We start from the raw sequence: 19755 nt of genomic DNA on the forward strand, positions 1-19755 counted from the left end.
AACCTGATCCCCGTCAGTTCAACCATTCGATGGCAGTTTGATGAAGGCAGAAGGTACATTGGCAGATCGCCTCTATGAGGCAGCCCTCGTCCCTGAGCTTTGGACGGAGGCCTGTGAACATCTGGCCTCGGTGGTTGCGGCGGACAGTTCCTCCATTTTCACCGTGGACAGCCAGGGCAGCCATCGCTTCGTCACGACGCCCAATGTCGCGGAAATCTATGCCGAGTTCGCCAGGAGCGAACACCGGTTGAACAATACCAGGGCGGCCAGGGCACTGGAGCGCTCTCCCTTCTCCTTCGGCCGTGATATCGACATCCTGACGAAGGAGGAATACGCGCAAGATCTCATCCGTCCCACCTTTCTCGAACCTCACGGCGTGAAATGGGAAGCCGGCTGCGTATTCCAGGAGCCGACCGGGCATACGATCGCCATCATCCTCATGCGCGGCCATGGACGCGAGCATTTTGCCGATGAGGAGCTTGCCCGGCTCAATCTTCTGAAGCCGGATATCGCCCGGGCCGCCTATCTTTCGTCGCGCCTTTCCTTCAACGCGGCACGTTCGATGACCGAGACGCTTTCCATGCTCGGCCTGCCGGCAACGGTGATTGGCGATGAAGGCCGGGCGATCGCCATGAATCCCGAGATGGAGGCGCTCGCTCCCCGCATCCGCACCGGCGCCGCCGACCGGCTGATCCTGGAGGGGGCCGGCGCCAATGCGCTGCTGGACGATGCGATAAAGCGCTACAGGGCTCAAGCCGTGCCGACGGTGCAGTCGCTGCCGATGATGGCGCGCGACGGGGCGCCGGCGCTGATCCTGCATCTCCTGCCGATCCGCCGCGCGGCGCGTGACATCTTCTCCCGTTCCATGGCGGTTCTGGCGGTGACCGAGGTGGGAAAGGTCGGCTCACCGGATATGCGGGTTCTCTGCGGTCTCTTCGACCTGACGCCGGCCGAAGCCCGCGTGGCGCGCGGCATTGCGATGGCCCAGACGCCCGAAACGGTGGCCGCGTCGCTCGGCGTTTCGCTCGAAACCGTCCGCTCGCACCTGAAGCGGATCATGAGCAAGACCGGCACCACGAGGCAGGCGGAACTGGTGCTCCTGCTCGCGGGATTGAGCGCGCCGGTCTTCGGCATCGGAGAGCGTGGCGACCAGGACGAATAACGTCTCTCTCTCTCTAGCAACGGTCCCCCAGGGCATCCGTCCGCGTCTGGCGGCCGGCCACGGAAACGGTGACGAATTCCTGCTCTGACGAGGCCAAAAAATCCGCATCATCACCCCTTGACCTTCCCATGATGGGAAGCTCCACATAGGGCGGGAATGAGAGAAACCGCTCCCAGGGATCCAGTGATGAACCAGACCGTAAACCCGAACCGTTTTCGCGAACCCTTCACCATCCCGGTCGAGGGCATGACCTGCGCGTCATGCGTGCGCCGGGTGGAAAATGCGGCCGCCAAGGTGCCGGGTATCGACAAGAGCGCGGTCAACTTCGCGACGAAGAAGCTGACGGTGGAATCGGCGGACGGCTTTTTGCCCGAAGAGCTTGAAAAAGCGATCAAAAAGGTCGGGTACGAAATCCCGCCGGGCGCCATGGATCATGCGCTCCGCGAGGCCGGAATGCTGCCGGCTGCAATACCCGCGGGGCATGCAGGGCATGGTCATCATCATGACCATGCGGGCCCTGACCCTTCGGGTCGGGACCAGGCGGATCATGCCGCCCATGCCGGCGGACACGACCATGCGCACATGCACCAGGGTGAGGAGGGGAAGCTCAAACGCGACCTTGCGATCGCCTTCGTACTGACGCTGCCGCTTTTCGTGCTGGAGATGGGCAGCCATTTCTATGATCCGTTCCATCACTGGCTGATGGGCGTCATCGACACCCAGAATCTCTACTACCTCTATTTCCTGGCCGCGACGGCGGTGATCTTCTGGCCGGGCTTCCGCTTCCTCAGGCTCGGGCTTCCGGCGCTCCTGCGCGGCGCGCCGGAGATGAACTCGCTGGTCGCCGTCGGCGTGCTCGCGGCCTATGGCTATTCGCTGGTGACGACCTTTGCGCCGGACCTGCTGCCCGAAAGCGCCCGCTTCGTCTATTACGAGGCGGCAACGGCGATCGTGACGCTCATCCTGTTTGGCCGGCTCTTGGAGGCTCGCGCCGCCGGTCGCACCGGCGAGGCGATCAAGAAGCTTGCCGGTCTGCAGGCCAAGACCGCCCGCGTCGAGCGCGATGGAAAGACGGTCGATATCGCGGCCGGCGAGGTGGTGGCGGGCGATATCGTCGTCATCCGCCCCGGCGAGCGCATTCCGGTCGACGGCACGGTGATCGACGGCACTTCCAATGTCGATGAATCGATGATTTCCGGCGAGCCGCTGCCGGTGGAAAAGGCGGCCGGCGCGACCGTGGTCGGCGGTACCATCAACAAGACGGGTTCCTTCCGCTTCCGCGCCGACAAGGTCGGCCGCGACACGATGCTGGCCCAGATCATCCGCATGGTGGAGCAGGCGCAAGGGGCGAAACTGCCGATCCAGACCCTGGTCGACAAGATCACCGCCTGGTTCGTGCCCGTGGTGATCGCGTTCGCGATCCTCACCTTCGCCGTCTGGGCCTTCTACGGCCCGAGCCCGGCGCTGACCCACGCGCTCATCAATGCGGTTGCCGTGCTGATCATCGCCTGCCCCTGCGCCATGGGGCTTGCGGTGCCGACCTCGATCGTCGTCGGCGGCGGCCGGGCGGCTGAATTCGGCGTGCTCTTCCGCAAGGGTGAGGCACTGCAGGAACTGCGCAACGTAAGCCTCGTCGTGCTCGACAAGACCGGCACGGTGACCAAGGGCCGGCCGGAACTGACCGATCTCGTCACGACCGAAGGCCTTGCCGGGGACGAGGTTCTGAAACTGGTGGCAAGTGTCGAGGCGCAGTCCGAACACCCGATCGCGGAAGCCATTGTCAAGGCGGCGGAAGCAAAGGGCATTGCCGTGCCGAAGGCCGAAAAATTCGAATCCGTCACCGGCTACGGCATTCAGGCGGTGGTCGACGGCCGGAAGGTCGCCGTGGGCGCCGACCGCTTCATGGAGAAGCTCGGGCTTTCGGTGGAAGAATTTGCCGAAGCGGCCAGCCGCCTTGCAGACGAGGGCAAGACGCCGCTCTATGCCGCGGTGGACGGCAAGCTTGCCGCGGTGATCGGCGTTGCCGATCCCCTGAAGCCCGCAAGCCGGGCTGCGATCAGGGCGCTGCGGGAAATGGGTGTCGAAGTGGCCATGGTGACCGGCGACAACCGCCGGACGGCGGAAGCCATCGCCCGCCAGGTCGGGATCACCAGGGTCGTGGCCGAGGTCCTGCCGGAAGGCAAGGTCGCTGCGGTCCACGAGATGCGCGCCCAGCGAAGCCAAAGCGGCCGGAAGATCGCCTTCGTCGGTGACGGCATCAACGACGCGCCGGCATTGGCGGAAGCCGATATCGGCATCGCGATCGGCACCGGCACGGATGTGGCGATCGAAAGCGCCGACGTCGTGCTGGTCGGCGGCGAGCTTTCCGGCGCCGTCTCGGCGATCGCCATGAGCCGCGCGACCATGGTGAACATCAAGCAGAACCTGTTCTGGGCGTTCGGCTACAATGTGGCGCTGATCCCGGTCGCGGCCGGCGTGCTTTATCCCACCTTCGGGCTCACGCTGTCGCCGATGATTGCGGCCGGCGCCATGGCGCTGTCGAGCGTCTTCGTGCTCGGCAATGCGCTGAGACTGAAAGCGGTAAAGATAGGAGAGACGAGATGAATATCGGACAGGCTTCCGACGCCTCCGGCGTGACGGCCAAGATGATCCGCTATTACGAGGAGATCGGGCTGATCCGCCCCATGGGCCGCACCGGCAACAATTATCGGGTCTATGGCGAGGACGAGGTGCACATCCTGCGCTTCATCAAGCGGGCGCGCTCGCTCGGCTTTTCGCTGGAAGAGACCGAGACGCTCCTGAAACTCTGGCAGGACAAGAGCCGCGAAAGCGCGGCGGTCAAGGAAGTCGCCACGGCTCATATCGCCGATCTCGAACGACGCATCGCCGAAATGCAGGGCATGGTGAAAACGCTGAAGCACCTGGCCCATTGCTGCGGCGGCGACCACCGTCCCAACTGCCCGATCCTCGACGACCTTGCCGGCGACGTGCCTGCATCCTCGGGGTCGAAAAAGACGAAACAGCCCGCTTGACCTTCCCGTTGTGGGAAGGTGCAGAAGGCGTTTATCTCAACAAGGAGAATCTTGAAAATGATTGCGACTTTCATCGTACCGGACATGACCTGCGGCCATTGCGAAAAGACCGTGCGCGGCGCGCTGGGCGAAGCCCTGCCGGATGCTGCGGTGACGATCGATCTCTCGGTCCATAGAGTCACAGTCGAGGGCGATGCGGCAAGGGCCGAGGAAGCGATCCGCGAAGCGGGCTATACGCCTCAACCCGTGGCGGCGTGACCGGCCGGTCTTCACCGTCCTTGTGCGAGGGCGGTGATCTGCCATGGCAGCAGCGACATCGATCGCCGGAGATGAACCACCGAAGACGAATAAGGCCCGCATCGGTCGCCTTGAACTTGCAGGCGCCGTAATAGAAGTCGCGCAGATGCGACTCGAAGTCCACGTGGAGCCATTCGCAGCGTAAAGCTCTTGCGTGCTTCACTGCCTCTTCGACGAGTGCAGTGGCATAGCCGCGGCGCCTCAGATCCGTTGTGATCATCGTGTCGAGCAAAAATGCATGGACGCCACCGTCCCATGCGACGTTGACGAAGCCGACAAGCCGCTTCGACATGCGCATGCAAATCCAGCCAAGACTGAAGGTATTGAGCCGGCTCCACCAATCGTCGTCGGTCAAAGGGTGCTGGAAACACTCGGAATGAAGTTCATTGAGTTCCGTGTTGGCGAATGTTCCGCGCCACTCGAACCGTATGCCGCTATGCTTAGTCGATCTGGTAATCCTTGCTGCCATATCCTCTTATGCCGGGCTTGCCGCAATCGGGTCAACCTAGCGGCGAGCTGTGCCGGCTTCAGAAGCATCGGCTGGAAAGTGTGAAGCGGTTTTCGCAGGACCCGATGGTCAGACAGAAATTGGAGGAGACGGAGCCGTTCCGTCTGGAGCCGGCACCTATCTGGATCCGCATGCGACAGGAGGCGAAAAGCCCTCGTAACCCACATCCGGGCAATCGCATTTCGGGTCGTATTTCGAGGGTGGTTGGGTTCTTTTGCAGGTGGGATCGGTTCTATGGGCGTATCCGGGCACGCTGGTATAGCGGCTCGTCTGGGTACATCCGGCAAGAGCGATGCAAATGGCGGTCAATGCGATAATGCTCTTCATGCTCCAGCTCCTCAACTCGGTTTCTTTGGAACCGGTATTCATCTTGCTTGAAAACGGACGGACCACATTGTCCGATATCAAAGCCGTCCGTTGACACATCCGGCATCACGACGAGCGTCAAAGAAGATCGATATGGGTCGGCCCGTGATATCGGGTTCGCAGGCCGACCTTTCGCACCTGCTGCAGGAAATTGTTGGTTTCGATCAGGCTGAGGACGAACGTTTGTGTCTCGCCATCGTAACGATCCGCGTGATTGGCTGAAACCCAATAATACCCGCGTTGGGTCATGACGCTCACTTCAAAGCCCCGGTCATCCGTCTTCCTGATGGCGAAGTCGGTACATACGATCAGGTTCTCATCCGCGGAGGAGGCGTCGAGCGCGCCGCTGTCCTGCTTTGATCCTTGGTCATTCATGGTCTGTTACCCGTTTTTACTCGGAAGAAGAAACGGTATCGACTTTTTCCATAGGGTCTTTGCTGGAAAGCAAACACAACGAAGATCCTGGCGATCGCTCCAGTATCGGGATGAACAACTCCGGCTTTGCTGGATCGTCAGGCGCACAAATCTCTGCAAGCGGCGACCGGCGCATCTCGCCTGGCAGTCAGGATGACTTTCCGGATAGCGCAGAACGGCCCGCAGGCCACGTGGACAGCGCTTGCTCGGCGACAGCCTCAAGCGCTTCACGACTGAAACCGGCTTTGGCCTGCACCGCCATGCCGTGAAGCACGGCCATGAGAAATGCGGCAAGGGCATCGGGTCTGGCCGTCTCCGGCAGGTCGCCTTCGGCCTTTGCCTGTTCGAAGCGTTCGCGAAGCTGCGCCTCGGCGACCACGCGAGCCTCTATCAACACCTGCCGGACAGGCTCCGCGTCATCCGATCCTGCCAGGACACCGTTGATGACCAGACATCCCGTATGGTCGGGATAACGGGTGTTGAGGTCGATTGCATTGTAGAGAATGTGCGCTGCGACCTCTCGCGCCGTCGGAAGCGCCAGCGCCGCCGGGATGTAGTGCAGGTATCGCTCGTAATAGCGCACCAGGGCTTTGCGGAAGAGGGCTTCCTTGTTGCCGAATGCCGAATAGAGGGCAGGTCTCTCGACACCGGCGGCTGCGGTCAGGTCGGCGTAGGATGCCCCCTCATAGCCCTTGCGCCAGAAGACGCACAAAACGGCGTCGAGCGCTTTGTCCACGTCAAATTCGCGATGGCGTCCCATCAGTTCAAACCGGCCTGTTTAATAATGATCATTATTAAACCCCTTGACCGCGACCGTCAAATTTCATACCGATCATTATAGTAACGTACGTTACTAAAAGTGACGCCATCGCTCATCACAACCGGGCGGCGCCCTGACCAAATCTAGAAAGGGTATTCATGTCGAACATACTGAAGGGAAAGGTCGCTCTCGTAACCGGCGGCTCCCGCGGCCTTGGCGCTGCGACCGCGGAAGCGCTGGCCGACCACGGAGCAGACGTTGCGATCAGCTACGCGGCCTCGGCAGACAAGGCGGAAGCTGTCGTGGAGAAGCTCAGAGGAAAGGGTGTTCGCGCGATTGCGGTAAAGAGCGACCAGGCTGACCTTGCCTCCGCCAGGCCTTTGATCGACAGGGTGCTTGCCGAGTTCGGCAGGCTGGATATCCTTGTGAACAATGCCGGCATTGCGATCCAGGGCCAGACTGTCGACGATCCGGAACTTGACGGCGAGAAATACAATCACCAGTGGCAGGTCAATGTTATGGGTACGATCGCCAACACGCGCGCGGCGGCGTCGAAATTGACCGATGGCGGCCGGATCATCTTCATCGGCTCTCGCCTTGGCTCAGTCGTGCCTTTCTCGGGTGTCGCCGACTATGCCGGAACAAAGTGGGCGCTCGCTGGCTACGCCAAGGGCATTGCGCGCGATCTTGGCCCCCGCAATATCACCGTCAACGTTGTTCAGCCGGGCATCATGCCCACGGACATGGCCGCTGATGTGGCCGGTGAGCTTCCGAACCGTGACGCCATCCTTGATATGCATCCGATCCGTCGCATTGCAACCCTCGAAGAGGTGGCCGAAACCGTCTGCTTCCTCGCCGGACCACATGCGGGCTACATTACCGGCGAGACCGTGAACATAGCCGGTGGTATTGGAGTCTAGGCATCTTGGAAGAGAACTCCGAAACATAACCCGGCAGAACACCCGTGTGATCCTGAGCTTCAAATGAAGTTCGGGATCACATCTTCGGCCGTCGGAGCGGGGATTTATGCTTTGATGCTGGATCGGCAACCGGGGCGGTTTCGTGATCTGCCGGGGTGAGACCGCAGGGTGCCGCCATTCTAACCAAACGTCCACATCTGCGGGACAGAGGAAGGCAATCCCTCAGTCCTGGTCGCCGTCAGATTGCGTCGCCGATTTGATGGCGTCGAGCACGCGTTCTTCTTCCTCGATCAGCTTCTCGAGCATGCGCCTCCGGCCTTCATCCACTTCCGCTTCCAACATCGAGCGAAAGCGTTCGATGTTTTTCTTCGCGATGAATTCCTGCACGATGTCGCCCCGCCACGGCAGATATGAACTACCTGAGCTTGTAGAGTAGTCGCCTTTCAAAATTTTGACAAACGTCAATTCATGCGAAGGGCTGCGGCATGATGAGGCGGACCTTCGCTTCCGGGACGATCTGCGTTCGCGGTCCCGATGCCCGCGCCCCTTTCCGCTTCGGCAAACTCAGCCGACCGGATAAACCGCCGGAAGTTTCCTTCAGGCGGCTTTCTCGTGATGACAATCAGACAGAGGGCTGGTTCTCCAGGGCCTCAGAACTTCACGCCGATGCCGACATTGATGATGTGCTGGTTGAAATCGGTGTCGAAGCCACCGAGATCCCCGTCGCCATAGTCGTTGTAGCGATATTCCACCCGGCCGAAGAAATTGTCCGTGAAGGCATAGTCCAGACCGGCGCCGACCGTCCAGCCATGCAGGGTGTCGTCGTCATCCACGCCCGGCCCTTCGACGCTGATATTGGTCATCGTCCAGCCGCCGGCCGCATAAAGCAATGCGCGGTCGAAAGCATAACCGACGCGGCCGCGCAATCCACCGGAGAAGCCGGTGTCCATGTCGAAATCGCCCGCATAGCTGTTCTCGTTCCAGTCGTAGTTCAGGTCGCCTTCGACACCGGCCACGAAACCGTTGGAGAACTGCCAGTTGTAACCGACGAAGCCGCCGAAGCGCCCGCCGTCGAAATTGTCGTTACTGCCGCCGCCGGCTGCCGTCGCGTCACCTTCACCCCAGGCATAGCCGCCATGGAGACCAAGATAAGGGCCGGACCACGTGAAGGATGGCGTCTCCACCACTTCCGGCGCGGCGGGGATCTGTTCGACCGCATCTGCTGCGAAAACAACGGAAGAAGCGGTCATGGCGGCCGATGCTGCGAAAATGAAAAGAGCCTTCATGGATATTCCCTCCGATTGAAGATGATTATGATGTATGGCGGATAACTTGAAAAGCTGTAGCTAAAATACAACAGGATGCGAAAACCGAAGAGCCCCCATAAGAGGCTGAAACAGAAGGAGTTTTATTTTCATCCTGTCCCTTGACCTCAACTGCGCTTGAGGTTGTAGCGTCCCGGCGACCGTGACAAAGGGAAGGGTAAGGGCGTGTTGCAGGACGTGAATGTGGGTTGGTCGAGGCTTTTGAAGGGCCGCGACGGGGCGATGCTCGGGCTGATTTCGGCGGGCGTCGGCCTGCACGCCTTCAACCAGTTCGCGATCGTGGCGGCCCTGCCGCCGGCGGCCGCGGAGATCGGCGGCACGGCCTATTTCAGTTGGGCCTATACGCTCTATTTCCTGGGCTCGATAGCAGGCGGCACGGGTGCGGCGGCCATGCGCGACCGGTTTGGCCCGCGCGCAAGCCTTGTCGTCTCGACACTGGTCTTTGCATTCGGCGGCCTTCTGGCGCTGTCGGCGCCGAGCTTTTCCTGGATCATGGCCGCGCGGCTGTTCCAGGGCATTGCCGACGGGCTGATCGTGGCGATCTGCTACAGCCTCATCCCGGCCAATTTCCCCTCCGCGCTGATCGCCAGGGTTTTTGCCGTCGAGGCGATCGTCTGGGCCGTTGCGGCGATCGCCGGACCGCTGGCCGGCGGGCTGCTGACGGAAGCCTATTCCTGGCGTGCGTCGTTCCTGGCGGTTGCGCCTTTCGTCCTGCTTCTGCCTTTCCTCGCACTTGCCGCAAAGCCGCGGATGACGGAGGCGGCGCCCGTCCCGTTTTCCATCGCGACGATTGCCCTTTGCCTGGCGGCCGCTTTCGTCCTGTCGCTGTCGTCGGTGATGAGCGGGGGCGGCATGCAGGCCATGACGATCGCCGCAGGTGCTGCACTTTTCCTGCCGGCGCTGAAGCTCGACGGGAAGATCGGCCCGAAACTGTTTCCGGCGGGCGCTTTCCGGCTCGGCTCGGTGCTGGGGCACGGGTTCTGGGTGCTGCTCATCATGTCCGCCAGCCATTCGGTCGGCAGCGTCTACCTGGCGATGATGATCGGCGCCGTCTTCGATTTCCGGCCGTCGGTGGTGGGCTCCATCGTCGTGATCATGGCGCTCACCTGGAGCGCGGTCGCGGTGCTGGTGAGCCGGGTGGCAGCCGTCGGTTCGCGGGAGAGATGGATGCTGAGCGGCGCGCTGTTTCAGCTTCTCGGTTTTCTGGCGCTCGGCACCGCCTTCACGATGGGTTCCGTGATGTTGCTGCTTGTCGGGCAGATGGCGATCGGCACCGGCTTCGGGGTTGCCTGGGCAAACATCAACCAGGCGGCGATGGAAGCGGCCGAGAGTACCGAGCGGGATCTGGCGAGCGCGCTTCTGCCGACCATCTCGACGACCGGCTACGCGATCGGCGCGGGGATCGCCGGCATGATCGCCACCGCGACCGGGCTCGTCGCGGGCCTGGAAAGCGGCGATGCGAGCGCCTCGCTGTGGCTCTACGGCACGGCGGCGGCGGGTGCCGCGCTCACCTTCCTGTTCGGTTTCGGCATACGGCTGAAGCGTGCCTGAAGCGCGCAACAAAAGCGCATTTCGCTTGTTCGACAGGGGAGATTCCCCATATTGGGGAAGAGCCCGCGCGGCGGAAGAAGCCTGCCGCGCCGAAGGAGTTTCCCGTGTTCCAGTTCGATAATTCCTATGCCCGCTTGCCGGACCGGTTTTTCGCCTCCGTCTATCCCGAGCCGGTCGAGGGGCCGAAGCTGATCAAGTTCAACCAGGAACTTGCCGAGGAACTCGGCGTCGAGGCGGATTTTTCCGATCCGGCGCGGCTGGCGGCGATCCTCGCCGGCAATGTCGTGCCGCCCGGCGCTTCGCCGATCGCCATGGCCTATGCCGGCCACCAGTTCGGCAATTTCGTGCCGCAGCTCGGCGACGGCCGCGCGATCCTGCTCGGCGAGGTCGTGGACCGGAACGGGCTGCGCCGCGACATTCAACTGAAGGGTGCCGGACCGACGCCGTTTTCCCGCCGCGGCGACGGCCGCGCCGCGCTGGGACCGGTCCTGCGCGAATACATCGTTTCGGAAGCCTTTGCCGCACTTGGGCTTCCCGCGACAAGGGCGCTGGCGGCGGTTGCGACCGGCGAGCCGGTCTATCGCGAGACGGTCGAGCAGGGCGCCGTCTTCGTGCGGGTCGCGGCAAGCCATGTGAGGGTTGGCACGTTTCAGTTTTTCGCCGCCCGCGGCGACAATGACGGCGTGAAGCTGCTTGCCGACTACGTGATCGAACGGCATTACCCGGAGCTGAAAGACGAAGAAAACCGGTATCTTGCGCTCTTGAGGGCCGTGGCTCTGAAACAGGCCGACCTGATCGCCCGCTGGCTGGGCGTCGGCTTCATCCATGGCGTGATGAACACCGACAACATGACGATTTCCGGCGAGACGATCGATTTCGGCCCCTGCGCTTTTCTCGATGAATATAATCCTATGAAAGTGTTCTCCTCGATCGACCAGATGGGCCGCTACGCCTATCGCAACCAGCCGGGCATCGGCCAGTGGAACATCGCGCGGCTGGCCGAATGCCTGCTGCCGCTTCTGGACGGTGACGAGGAAAAGGCGGTGAATGCTGCGAATGCCGTGCTGACAGAATTCGGCGAACGGTTCCAGAGCGAATGGCTCACTGTCTTTCGAAGGAAGATCGGGCTGTTTTCCGGGGCGGATGGCGACGGCGACCTGATCCAGTCGCTGTTTGCCGCCATGCACGAAGGCAAGGCGGATTTTACCCTTGTGTTCCGGCGTCTGGCCGATGCGGCGGAGGGCCGCGACGAGGCGTTCCTCGCCTCATTTGCCGACACCGCCAAGGCGCAGGATTGGCTGACGGCATGGCGGGAGCGGCTGGCGGGTGAAGACCGGTCGGGCGGGGAACGGGCGGCTGCGATGCGCGCCGTCAATCCGGCGGTGATTCCCCGCAACCATCGGGTGGAGGAGGCGATTGCCGCTGCCAATTACGGCGATTTCAGCTTCTTCGAACGGCTGCTGGAGGCGCTGGAAAATCCCTATGATGAGCGGCCGGAATTCGCCGACCTGATGGCGCCGCCGAAGCCGGAGGAACGGGTGACGCAGACGTTCTGCGGCACGTGAGTGGCTGTCAGTTCGGGCGGGCGCTGCCTTCGTACATGAACGTCATCGGTTTCGGCCCCGGCATGTAGCCGGTCTCGACCCGGTCGATCCGAAATCCGCCGTCCTCGATCATCGACCGGATCGGGCGATTGAGATGGCAGCCGCCGCTGATGCGCCGCCAGACGGGGGTGAGGCCATCCTGAAACCAGCGCACGCCGCGGTCGGGCGACCGCCCGTGTTCGACGAACAGCAGTTTGCCGCCGGGTTTCAGCACGCGGCGCATTTCCGAAAGTGCCGCGGCCGCCCCCGGGATCGTGCAGAGCGTCCAGGTCGTCACGACCGTATCGACGCTGCCGTCATCCAGCGGGATTGCTTCCGCTGAGGCCTCGATGAACCGGACGGGCATTGCCGACTGCGGGGCGCTGCGGGCGAGCGCCAGAAGATTTGGGGAAGGCTCAAGCGCCAGAATTTCGCGGACCCTCGCGCCGTAGAAGGGCAGGTTGAGCCCGGAACCGCTGCCGATCTCCAATACCCGCCCCTCGGCGGCGCCGATCACCCGCTCGCGATACGGCCGCAGCCGCTCGTTCCGCATCGCAAGATCGCAGAGTTTTGGCAGGATGACATCGTTGTAGACACCCATGGTCGGTTCCTCCCGCGTCGATTGTCCCGCAGGTTCTCACCTGTGGCAAGCGGCGTCTCTGTGCGGCTGCGGGGACATTCGCAATCTCATGACCGAGACATGCCGAACATATTACCGCCGCCGGAAGTGGAAATGACACGTCCTGCGGGGGCGAAATTCTATCCGAATTCGATGCTCTTCTAGTGACTTGTCCATAAGGTCATCAAATAGGAAATAGCCGAAAGACTGCCGCCGTTGCTGAGAGCGGGAAGGCGTTCGACGAACGCCGTCAGTTGCGTTTGATTTCAAGGCCAAAGCCCTAGGTGAAACAACATCTTAGTATTTAAACCTTGACGCCCCTGCATTTCGTCAAAGGCATTTTGTAACGAGGCCGCATCATACCGTGCCCGTACACAAGGAATTTGGTCTTCGCCATCCCACGGGAATGGGAGACGTGGGAAGCCGGCAATGTCGTCAGCAATCTGCCTCCTGACCCACCAAGCGACCATATCTGCTGCCTGAAGGGGCAAGACTTTCTCATCATCCTGGAATGAAGGAGGTTTACCTATGAAATCCAGCATTCGAGGAACATGATTGGCGAAATATTCCCAAGCCTCCTTGATGCGGGACATGGCACCAGTCTGGGTGTCGAAAATGAACTCAGTTTCGGGGGAGAGGCCCACTTTCTTGCAGTTGTTCTTGTAGTTTCGGATCAGCACAAAGAATAAAAACAAATAAGGATTCCGCCAAGGCCCCTCGGCAGCAAAGATACGCCGGTAATTGTCTAGCGGTATTGAGATAATAACCGATCCTTTGACATGTTTAGTAATAATTTTCCTAAGAGCCTGACTCGAAAAGAGCTCAATAGACATAATACCTTGCGAGCCTCCGGGTGAGAATGCGGATGTGGGCGATGAGCATCCAGGTTTCAGCGGAGGCGATTGATTTCTCCCAGTCTTTGGTCAGTCGCCTGCATCTACCAAGCCAGGCGAATGTGCGCTCCACGACCCAGCGACGCGGCAGCACTTCGAAGCCCTTTGCCTTGTCTGTTCGCTTGACGATCTGGAGCGTGAACTTCGCGACCTTCTGCAATGCTGCCCGCAGTTTCGGACCGGCATAACCGCCGTCAGCAAAGATGTGCCTGAGCCACGGCCAGCGTCTGAGGATGGTTTTAAGGACTGCAGCCGCACCGTCGCGGTCTTGAATGTCTGCGCCGTGAACGACGAGCCCCACCATCAAGCCGAGCGTGTCGACGACAATATGACGCTTGCGACCTTTGGTCTTCTTGCCCGCGTCATAGCCCGCAATCCCGCCACTTTCGGTCGTTTTGACGCTCTGACTGTCGATCACGCCCGCCGTTGGCGAGGCTTCCTTTCCCTCCAGCTCGCGCGTCTCCATAACGAGATGATGGTTGATCCGCAGCCACAAGCCAGTCGCCCGCCACTCGTAGAAGTAACCCTGCACGGTTGAATAGGGTGGAAAATCCTTCGGCAGCATCCGCCATTGGCATCCGGTCGATGCGATGTAAAGCAGTGCGTTCAAAACTTCACGCAATTCCGTCTTGCGCGGTCGACCGAGCCTGCGTGGCGTCGGCATAAAGGGAGCGATCAGCAGCCATTCCCTGTCCGTCAGATCACTTGCATAACGCACCGTCCGTCGGCCATATTGGCGGCGGGTGAAATCAGTCCAGCCCATTGCGGTCTCCATCGAATCCTAAGCAAATCCGAAGGAATCACAACTGGCTGATTTCACTCAACTCTTCTCTATTCGGCGTGTTCAGGTCAAGCGCTTCGAGCCTTTCCATGTGCCCGGCATCGACGTCTTTCGCAGGTCCTTGCTTCTCTACGGGATCGGCGCTTTGCCCTCCCAGCATAGGATCAGGAGAATGAGGCAGTCCTATCTTTTTTAGCGTCCTGACCGACATCGAGTCATCGAGTGCGGTCGGCACGGAGTTGAGTACGAACTTACCTCATCCATCGTCCTGCGAAGGACGCTTGTCCGCCGGGGCGGAACTTTCTGTCTCTCTCCTTCCTGGCCGTCCGGATCAGATGGTCGGGGCCGTAGCTTCCCGCGTCCAGCGGAACCCAGCGCCATCCAGCCACATGCGATGCATGATGACTGCAAGGCGACGCGCAAGTGCGACAATGGCTTTGCGCATCCCGCGCCGCTTCGCGACGTTCATTGCCCAGGCTCTCAACCATGACCATTTCGTCACGCGCGTCAGCAGCGTCTGTGCGGCCTCATAGAGCAGCGTTCTCATCATGCCGTCCCCACACAGGGAGATGCGGCCCACACGCTTGCTTTCACCGGACTCGTTGAGCTTCGGCGTCAGCCCGAGGATGGGACCCACTGCCTTGGAGCTTCTGAAACGCTGCGGAATGTCGATGGTTGCGGTATAGGCCAGCGCCGTGACGGCACCGACACCGGGGATCGTCATCAAGCGCTTGCAGGTCGCATCCTCCTCGGCGGACGCCAGCACCTTCTTGTGCAGACGAGCAAATTCGGCGCGCAGCTTGTTCCGGGCAGAAAGCAGTGGCCCGATGAGGTCTTCCAGGTCGGGCATGCCTTCGACGAGCTCTCGAATGCGCTCGTCGAACTTCACCGTTCCCACAACACCAACCTTGAGGCCGAAGTTGCGCAGAAGGCCGCGGATGTCATTCTCGATGGCTATCGCCTTGCCTTGCAGGAGCTTGCGGGCCGTCAAGAGCGCCCGCCGCTTCTGGCTCGTCAGCGTTTTCACATGCACCGGACGATACAGGTTGACCCGCATCATCTGCGCGATTCCACGCGCGTCGTTACGATCAGTCTTGTTCGGCTGGGCCTTCAGGAACGCCTTCACATGGCGCGTCTCGATGCAGATGACCGGCAATCCTGCGCTTGCAAGCCCCTCGAAAAGCCACTGCGACAAGGGCCCAGCCTCGAGCCCGACCCGTTCGATGTTCCAGCTCGGATCCTTCACGACCGCGAGCAAATCGTCGGGGTGGCTGTGAACCTTCACCTCCCGGCAGATTTTGCCCGTTTCGTCGACAATGCAAACGGCGGTCTCTTTCACCGAGACATCGAGGCCGATAAAGTGCTTCATGCTGCGCTTCCTTTCCTGATGCTTGTGGCTGTCGCGACAGACCACGTTCTATCATCAGCTCGAAGCGCAGCACCTTCCCGCATCACCGTCCGAGGTGGGGCGCAAGCCGAATATCCTATCTTTTTCGGTCAGGCTCTAAATCGAGCTACCCGCGCCTTCGTATCATCGCTCCAACTTTCAGCAATTATCTCGGCCATATGAAAAGCCTTGAGCCGGGGCCTCATATCCAAACACTCTTGCCACTCATCGGAAAATTCGGCCCATGATCGAATATCGGAAACAAGGCCAACCATTACCATGACAGGCCCCTGACCATTTCCACTTTCATCCACAAAACACTGAAGCATAAATAAACTGCGCGGTGAGTGAGCAGGACACGAGTGTCCCACACCGAGGTGGCGTTGCTCTAGAGGATTGATTTCATACCTCGAATCCTTCGATCACACAAAGGTTGCGCGGCTCCTCGGATACGAAACAATGAAAATAGGAAAATAATCCTTGACGGCGTGACGGTGGTTTGATAGGGTTTGGTTACAGTCGAAGAATTGCGCCGGCGCGGAGCCTTTGAGGTTGTCGGTGGCAAGGCTTTCGGTCATCGGCCCGGTCTTCATGCCGGGTCTTTTTTATCACGACAATCGATAGCGGGAGCGCTGGGGCCGGGAACGGGCGCCAGGCGACGCGGTATGCGCGAAAGCGCATCGGGGAATCGGCCATGGATGAATTCGAAAATTTCGATCCGGCGCTCTTCGGGCTCTGGGCGGAACGGCCTGCCTATGGCGACGGGATCGTCATGGACGACGAGATATTGGCCGACAGGGCGCGCGGCGTGCTGCTGGAAATCAAGTCGGCCGAAAGCGCGATCCAGCCGGCCGAGGAGTTGCGCCGGCTGCTGAACGATATGACCGCCGAGATGCGTGCGCAGTTCGAAACGTTCCGCGACATGCGCAGGTCGGCGGAAAAGACGCTCGAGGACGGCGACGAGGCGGCTCAGAAACTGGCGCGCGCCGACGTGAAGGCGGCAACCGACGCCATGTCGCTGATCGTGCGCACCCTCGAAAAGGTCGACAGCCTGCAGCGCCAGCTTGCCCGCGACCGGGAGCTCGAAGCCGAACGCGTGGCCGATGAGGGTGGGTATGAGGAGGCGAAAGCCCGCTTCATGAAACTGATCGAGGAGCGCGCCAATGAATATGCCGCCCGCCTTTTGGAAGCATGGAAACGGGATGGTCCGCCGCCGTGGGTCACCGAGCTACTTGAACGCAAAGCCGCCGAGCCTCCGGACACAACGGTTGGCGGACGAGAAGATGGCGAAAAAGGCATTGGTGGTTTCGAAGCAATTGAATCGAGGCATGCAGACGATCACGGCCGCGCGTGAGGAAAACGTCGCAGCATCTGGGGAAAGCAGGAAGCTGGCCAAAGCGATCGCGGATGACAGCGCGAGGCATCGCGGCGAACTTCCGCCGATCTCCCCCCTTGTGGGGGAGATGTCACCAGAGGTGACAGAGGGGGGTGGCGACCGTGCCGAGAAGCTGATCATTGACGAAGAGGTCGGGGCGGCACCCCCCTCTGTCCTGCCGGGCGTTCGGCGCTGCGATCGATTCACTGGATCGATCGCTCCGGCTTCGCCGGATCACGCCTCACCCCCCACAAGGGGGGAGATCGGTCTGCCGCACTGCTCTTCTCCCATGAACATTCGTCCTCCGACTTCGGAGGAGCAAGTTGGTGATGCCTTTGATGACTTCATGCCCGGTCATGAGCGGGAGTGGCTCCTGAATGGCCGCCGCGAGCAGCATCCTCCCGCCGGCGACTGGCGGACATGGTTGATCATGGGCGGGCGCGGGTCGGGCAAGACCAGGGCCGGTGCCGAATGGGTGCATGCGCTGGCCTCCGCGGAACAACGGTCCAATCTCAGGATCGCGCTGGTGGCCGAAACGCTGGGCGATGCCCGCGAGGTGATGATCGACGGCGTTTCCGGCATCTGCCGGGTCGCCAGGAAGAAGCGGCCGGATTTCGAGATTTCCCGCCGCAGGCTCGTCTGGCCGAACGGTGCTGTGGCGCAGATCTTCTCCTCCGAAGACCCGGAGGCGCTGCGCGGGCCGCAATTCCACTTCGCCTGGTGCGACGAACTCGCCAAATGGAAACATGCCGAAGAGACGTTCGACATGCTGCAGTTCGGGCTTCGGCTCGGGGCGGATCCGCGCCAGCTCGTGACCACCACGCCACGGCCGGTGCCGGTGCTGAAACGGCTGATCGCCGACCCGGGGACCAGTCTGATCAGGATCTCGACCGAGGCGAATGCTAAAAATCTGGCGCCGGGTTTTCTGGAGGTGCTGGAGGCGCGCTATGGCGGCACTCGGCTCGGGCGGCAGGAGATCGCCGGCGAGCTGATCGAGGACCGCGAGGACGCGCTGTGGAAACGCGCCGACATCGAAGCCTGCCGGATCGGTTTTCAGGGGGGACGCTTCGCCGGCGCGCTCAGGCGCATCGTCGTGGCGGTCGATCCACCCTCCGGTTCAGGCGCAGGTTCCTGCTGCGGCATCGTCGTGGCGGGGCTGGAGACGAGCGGAAGGGCCGTGGTGCTTGCCGACTGCTCGGTGGAGGGCGCAAGCCCGGCCGGCTGGGCGCATGCGGTGGCGAAGGCCTTCTCGCGCTTCCAGGCGGACCGCGTGGTGGCGGAGGTCAACCAAGGCGGCGAGATGGTGACGGCGATGCTGAAAAGCGTCGATTCGGTCCTGCCGGTGACCATGGTGCGCGCGACGCGGGGAAAATTCCTGCGGGCCGAACCGGTGGCCGCACTCTACGAGCAGGGGCGGGTCAGCCATGCCGGACGGTTCGCGGACCTGGAGGACCAGATGTGCGATTTTGGTCCGGACGGGCTGTCTTCCGGCCGTTCGCCAGACCGGCTCGACGCACTGGTCTGGGCGCTGACGGCGCTTCTGCTGGAAGGTTCGGGGGAGCCGCGCGTGCGGGGCATCTGACGCGGCTCGATGATTGGATCGTGGTGATCAGCGCTGCTGGCTTGCCGGCTTCGGCGGAGCGTTTTCGCGCATCTCTTTCCATTCGGATTCCATGCGCTCGGCGATATGCTGGGGGATCTGCTTGGAAGGGGCGGCCTGCATCGGCTGCTGCATCATCATGATCTCCTTGTTCATTAGAAGGCAGACATGAACGTCCTGCGGCACCGTTGGTTCCATAGCGTCAATGAAAAGTAAAGTGGCGCCTAAGAGCTTAAAACGATTTAGTTTTTCTAAACCGATTGAATGTTGAGGACCGCGATCGGCGGGATGCCTCCCGGCGCACCTTCGTTCGCAGTATTGCATCCTATAGATGTGTAAATAGAAAAATCACCTTGAAGATGTAATTCGCATATACAATTTTTGCGAGAGTATTTTATTGGTAAATCGCGAAACGGGAGGGTTGGGAATGGGGATCAACAGGCGTTTCTTCTTCGAGAACGCGCGTCAGCGGCTGTTCGGGGGACGGTTTCAGCAGCATCAGGTTCATGGGCTGGAGGCGATCCTTGATCATTGGGAGCAGACGAGTCCTGCCAAGGACGATCGCTGGCTCGCCTATATGCTCGGGACGGCATTCCACGAGACGGCCCGAACGATGCAGCCGGTGCGGGAAACGCTGGCACCGACGGACGACAAGGCCATCGCCATACTGGAAAACGCCTGGCGGCGCGGTCGGCTTCCCTGGGTCAGCAATCCCTATTGGCGGCGGGATCCGGGCGGCCAGACCTGGCTGGGCCGCGGGCTGGTGCAGCTTACGCATCCCCGCAATTACGAGAAGTTAAGCCGGGTGACCGGTATGGATCTTGTGACCGACCCTTCAGTGACGCTGCGAATGGATGTCGCCTTGCGCATCATGTTCCTCGGCATGGAGCAGGGCAGTTTCACCGGTCACCGGCTGGAGCAGTTCTTCCTGGGACCGAAGGAGGACTGGTTGAACGGACGCCGGATCATCAACGGTATCGAGCGGGCGCCGCAACTCGCCGACTATGGCAGGGCCTTCTATAGCTGCATCAGCTACACCACGGGTTGAAGGCGCGGCCGCTGCACCTGGCCCGATCTCTACAGAGCCGCCCGATCCTTATAGAGCCGAAGGAATTATTCCATGAAATCTCCATTCCGGCGCCGGTGGTTCCCTCAGGGGTTTTCCGCCGGCGGACGAAAGGC

At 61.3% G+C, this 19755-nt stretch carries 22 protein-coding genes and 1 pseudogene; 10 read left to right on the forward strand and 13 right to left on the reverse strand.

The annotated features are described in order from the left end of the window. Positions 1–58: 58 nt before the first annotated feature. From QEO92_RS03990 to QEO92_RS04005, 4 genes are all read left to right on the forward strand, one after another. Positions 59–1162, forward strand: coding sequence for a helix-turn-helix transcriptional regulator (locus QEO92_RS03990; RefSeq protein WP_227702244.1), 1104 nt, complete (start codon positions 59–61; stop codon positions 1160–1162). 186 nt (positions 1163–1348) lie between these two features. Then, positions 1349–3766, forward strand: coding sequence for a heavy metal translocating P-type ATPase (locus QEO92_RS03995; RefSeq protein ID WP_227702245.1), 2418 nt, complete (start codon positions 1349–1351; stop codon positions 3764–3766). Beyond that, positions 3763–4194 (forward strand): Cu(I)-responsive transcriptional regulator, encoded by a 432-nt coding sequence (gene cueR / locus QEO92_RS04000; RefSeq protein ID WP_037157584.1) that lies wholly within the window; start codon positions 3763–3765, stop codon positions 4192–4194. The genes QEO92_RS03995 and cueR overlap by 4 nt, the downstream gene beginning before the upstream one ends. Positions 4195–4251: 57 nt before the next feature. Then, complete coding sequence (locus QEO92_RS04005; protein ID WP_037157581.1) at positions 4252–4452, forward strand: heavy-metal-associated domain-containing protein; 201 nt, start codon at positions 4252–4254, stop codon at positions 4450–4452. Between the two features lie 82 nt (positions 4453–4534). On the opposite strand, the pseudogene QEO92_RS04010 reads toward QEO92_RS04005, so the two are convergent. The 3 genes and pseudogenes from QEO92_RS04010 to QEO92_RS04020 all read right to left on the reverse strand — a co-directional run. Continuing rightward, positions 4535–4921: pseudogene (locus QEO92_RS04010) on the reverse strand (GNAT family N-acetyltransferase); the annotation flags it as partial. 522 nt (positions 4922–5443) lie between these two features. After that, complete coding sequence (locus QEO92_RS04015; RefSeq protein ID WP_227702246.1) at positions 5444–5740, reverse strand: hypothetical protein; 297 nt, start codon at positions 5738–5740, stop codon at positions 5444–5446. A 187-nt stretch (positions 5741–5927) separates the two neighbouring features. Then, positions 5928–6539 (reverse strand): TetR/AcrR family transcriptional regulator, encoded by a 612-nt coding sequence (locus QEO92_RS04020; protein WP_227702247.1) that lies wholly within the window; start codon positions 6537–6539, stop codon positions 5928–5930. 158 nt (positions 6540–6697) lie between these two features. Here QEO92_RS04020 and QEO92_RS04025 point away from each other — a divergent pair, with 158 nt between their 5' ends. Further along, positions 6698–7459: an SDR family NAD(P)-dependent oxidoreductase gene (locus tag QEO92_RS04025; protein WP_227702248.1), complete on the forward strand. Its 762-nt coding sequence runs from the start codon at positions 6698–6700 to the stop codon at positions 7457–7459. A 222-nt stretch (positions 7460–7681) separates the two neighbouring features. On the opposite strand, the gene QEO92_RS04030 is transcribed toward QEO92_RS04025, so the two are convergent. Further along, positions 7682–7846: a hypothetical protein gene (locus QEO92_RS04030; RefSeq protein ID WP_227702249.1), complete on the reverse strand. Its 165-nt coding sequence runs from the start codon at positions 7844–7846 to the stop codon at positions 7682–7684. Positions 7847–8109: 263 nt separating this feature from the next. Continuing rightward, positions 8110–8745, reverse strand: a complete 636-nt coding sequence (locus tag QEO92_RS04035) for an outer membrane protein (RefSeq protein WP_037157567.1) — start codon at positions 8743–8745, stop codon at positions 8110–8112. 204 nt (positions 8746–8949) lie between these two features. On the opposite strand from QEO92_RS04035, the gene QEO92_RS04040 reads away from it, so the two are divergent. Both QEO92_RS04040 and QEO92_RS04045 read left to right on the forward strand, forming a co-directional pair. Continuing rightward, positions 8950–10335 carry an MFS transporter gene (locus tag QEO92_RS04040; protein ID WP_227702250.1) on the forward strand — a complete coding sequence of 462 codons (1386 nt, stop codon included), beginning with the start codon at positions 8950–8952 and terminating at the stop codon, positions 10333–10335. Between the two features lie 104 nt (positions 10336–10439). After that, on the forward strand, positions 10440–11900 hold the full coding sequence (locus QEO92_RS04045; RefSeq protein ID WP_227702251.1) for a protein adenylyltransferase SelO: 1461 nt from the start codon (positions 10440–10442) through the stop codon (positions 11898–11900). Between the two features lie 7 nt (positions 11901–11907). On the opposite strand, the gene QEO92_RS04050 is transcribed toward QEO92_RS04045, so the two are convergent. The 7 genes from QEO92_RS04050 to QEO92_RS04075 form a co-directional block, all read right to left on the reverse strand. Continuing rightward, positions 11908–12519, reverse strand: a complete 612-nt coding sequence (locus tag QEO92_RS04050) for a class I SAM-dependent methyltransferase (RefSeq protein ID WP_227702252.1) — start codon at positions 12517–12519, stop codon at positions 11908–11910. 284 nt (positions 12520–12803) lie between these two features. Then, complete coding sequence (locus QEO92_RS04055) at positions 12804–13370, reverse strand: DUF3800 domain-containing protein (RefSeq protein WP_227702253.1); 567 nt, start codon at positions 13368–13370, stop codon at positions 12804–12806. Next, positions 13360–14193 carry an IS5 family transposase gene (locus QEO92_RS04060; RefSeq protein ID WP_210058921.1) on the reverse strand — a complete coding sequence of 278 codons (834 nt, stop codon included), beginning with the start codon at positions 14191–14193 and terminating at the stop codon, positions 13360–13362. The genes QEO92_RS04055 and QEO92_RS04060 overlap by 11 nt, the downstream gene beginning before the upstream one ends. Positions 14194–14230: 37 nt before the next feature. Further along, the gene (locus QEO92_RS04065; RefSeq protein ID WP_227701876.1) at positions 14231–14422 is read right to left on the reverse strand and encodes a hypothetical protein; all 192 of its coding nucleotides are present in this window, start codon (positions 14420–14422) and stop codon (positions 14231–14233) included. A gap of 120 nt (positions 14423–14542) precedes the next feature. After that, positions 14543–15580 carry an IS110 family RNA-guided transposase gene (locus QEO92_RS04070; RefSeq protein ID WP_210058920.1) on the reverse strand — a complete coding sequence of 346 codons (1038 nt, stop codon included), beginning with the start codon at positions 15578–15580 and terminating at the stop codon, positions 14543–14545. Between the two features lie 128 nt (positions 15581–15708). Further along, positions 15709–15927, reverse strand: a complete 219-nt coding sequence (locus tag QEO92_RS33330) for a DUF3800 domain-containing protein (RefSeq protein ID WP_482809869.1) — start codon at positions 15925–15927, stop codon at positions 15709–15711. Positions 15928–16020: 93 nt separating this feature from the next. Further along, entirely contained in the window at positions 16021–16176 is a 156-nt protein-coding gene (locus QEO92_RS04075; RefSeq protein ID WP_280107489.1) for a hypothetical protein, read from the reverse strand. A 116-nt stretch (positions 16177–16292) separates the two neighbouring features. On the opposite strand from QEO92_RS04075, the gene QEO92_RS04080 reads away from it, so the two are divergent. Together QEO92_RS04080 and QEO92_RS04085 are read left to right on the forward strand one after the other, a co-directional pair. Beyond that, positions 16293–16952 (forward strand): hypothetical protein, encoded by a 660-nt coding sequence (locus tag QEO92_RS04080; RefSeq protein ID WP_227702255.1) that lies wholly within the window; start codon positions 16293–16295, stop codon positions 16950–16952. Positions 16953–17319: 367 nt separating this feature from the next. Continuing rightward, positions 17320–18555 carry a DNA-packaging protein gene (locus tag QEO92_RS04085; RefSeq protein WP_227705079.1) on the forward strand — a complete coding sequence of 412 codons (1236 nt, stop codon included), beginning with the start codon at positions 17320–17322 and terminating at the stop codon, positions 18553–18555. A 27-nt stretch (positions 18556–18582) separates the two neighbouring features. Here QEO92_RS04085 and QEO92_RS04090 read toward each other — a convergent pair whose 3' ends face one another. Further along, positions 18583–18759, reverse strand: coding sequence for a hypothetical protein (locus QEO92_RS04090; protein ID WP_280107490.1), 177 nt, complete (start codon positions 18757–18759; stop codon positions 18583–18585). 241 nt (positions 18760–19000) lie between these two features. Between QEO92_RS04090 and QEO92_RS04095 the strand changes: the two genes are divergently transcribed. Then, the gene (locus QEO92_RS04095) at positions 19001–19621 is read left to right on the forward strand and encodes a lysozyme family protein (protein WP_227702256.1); all 621 of its coding nucleotides are present in this window, start codon (positions 19001–19003) and stop codon (positions 19619–19621) included. The last annotated feature ends 134 nt before the right edge of the window (positions 19622–19755 follow it).

It is taken from the genome of Neorhizobium petrolearium (assembly GCF_029854435.1).
Classification (GTDB): Bacteria; Pseudomonadota; Alphaproteobacteria; order Rhizobiales; family Rhizobiaceae; genus Neorhizobium; species Neorhizobium petrolearium.

Bases quoted from the DNA above. Each gene is read 5' to 3' on its own strand.
- QEO92_RS04015 (WP_227702246.1), bottom strand. From the start codon at position 5,740: ATGAATGACCAAGGATCAAAGCAGGACAGCGGCGCGCTCGACGCCTCC.
- QEO92_RS04095 (WP_227702256.1), top strand. From the start codon at position 19,001: ATGGGGATCAACAGGCGTTTCTTCTTCGAGAACGCGCGTCAGCGGCTG.
- QEO92_RS04050 (WP_227702252.1), bottom strand. From the start codon at position 12,519: ATGGGTGTCTACAACGATGTCATCCTGCCAAAACTCTGCGATCTTGCG.
- QEO92_RS04025 (WP_227702248.1), top strand. From the start codon at position 6,698: ATGTCGAACATACTGAAGGGAAAGGTCGCTCTCGTAACCGGCGGCTCC.
- QEO92_RS04080 (WP_227702255.1), top strand. From the start codon at position 16,293: ATGGATGAATTCGAAAATTTCGATCCGGCGCTCTTCGGGCTCTGGGCG.
- QEO92_RS04085 (WP_227705079.1), top strand. From the start codon at position 17,320: ATGCCCGGTCATGAGCGGGAGTGGCTCCTGAATGGCCGCCGCGAGCAG.
- QEO92_RS04020 (WP_227702247.1), bottom strand. From the start codon at position 6,539: ATGGGACGCCATCGCGAATTTGACGTGGACAAAGCGCTCGACGCCGTT.
- QEO92_RS04035 (WP_037157567.1), bottom strand. From the start codon at position 8,745: ATGAAGGCTCTTTTCATTTTCGCAGCATCGGCCGCCATGACCGCTTCT.
- QEO92_RS04060 (WP_210058921.1), bottom strand. From the start codon at position 14,193: ATGGGCTGGACTGATTTCACCCGCCGCCAATATGGCCGACGGACGGTG.
- QEO92_RS33330 (WP_482809869.1), bottom strand. From the start codon at position 15,927: ATGCTTCAGTGTTTTGTGGATGAAAGTGGAAATGGTCAGGGGCCTGTC.
- QEO92_RS04065 (WP_227701876.1), bottom strand. From the start codon at position 14,422: ATGTCGGTCAGGACGCTAAAAAAGATAGGACTGCCTCATTCTCCTGAT.
- QEO92_RS04075 (WP_280107489.1), bottom strand. From the start codon at position 16,176: ATGACCGAAAGCCTTGCCACCGACAACCTCAAAGGCTCCGCGCCGGCG.
- QEO92_RS04055 (WP_227702253.1), bottom strand. From the start codon at position 13,370: ATGTCTATTGAGCTCTTTTCGAGTCAGGCTCTTAGGAAAATTATTACT.
- QEO92_RS03995 (WP_227702245.1), top strand. From the start codon at position 1,349: ATGAACCAGACCGTAAACCCGAACCGTTTTCGCGAACCCTTCACCATC.
- QEO92_RS04070 (WP_210058920.1), bottom strand. From the start codon at position 15,580: ATGAAGCACTTTATCGGCCTCGATGTCTCGGTGAAAGAGACCGCCGTT.
- QEO92_RS04005 (WP_037157581.1), top strand. From the start codon at position 4,252: ATGATTGCGACTTTCATCGTACCGGACATGACCTGCGGCCATTGCGAA.
- cueR (WP_037157584.1), top strand. From the start codon at position 3,763: ATGAATATCGGACAGGCTTCCGACGCCTCCGGCGTGACGGCCAAGATG.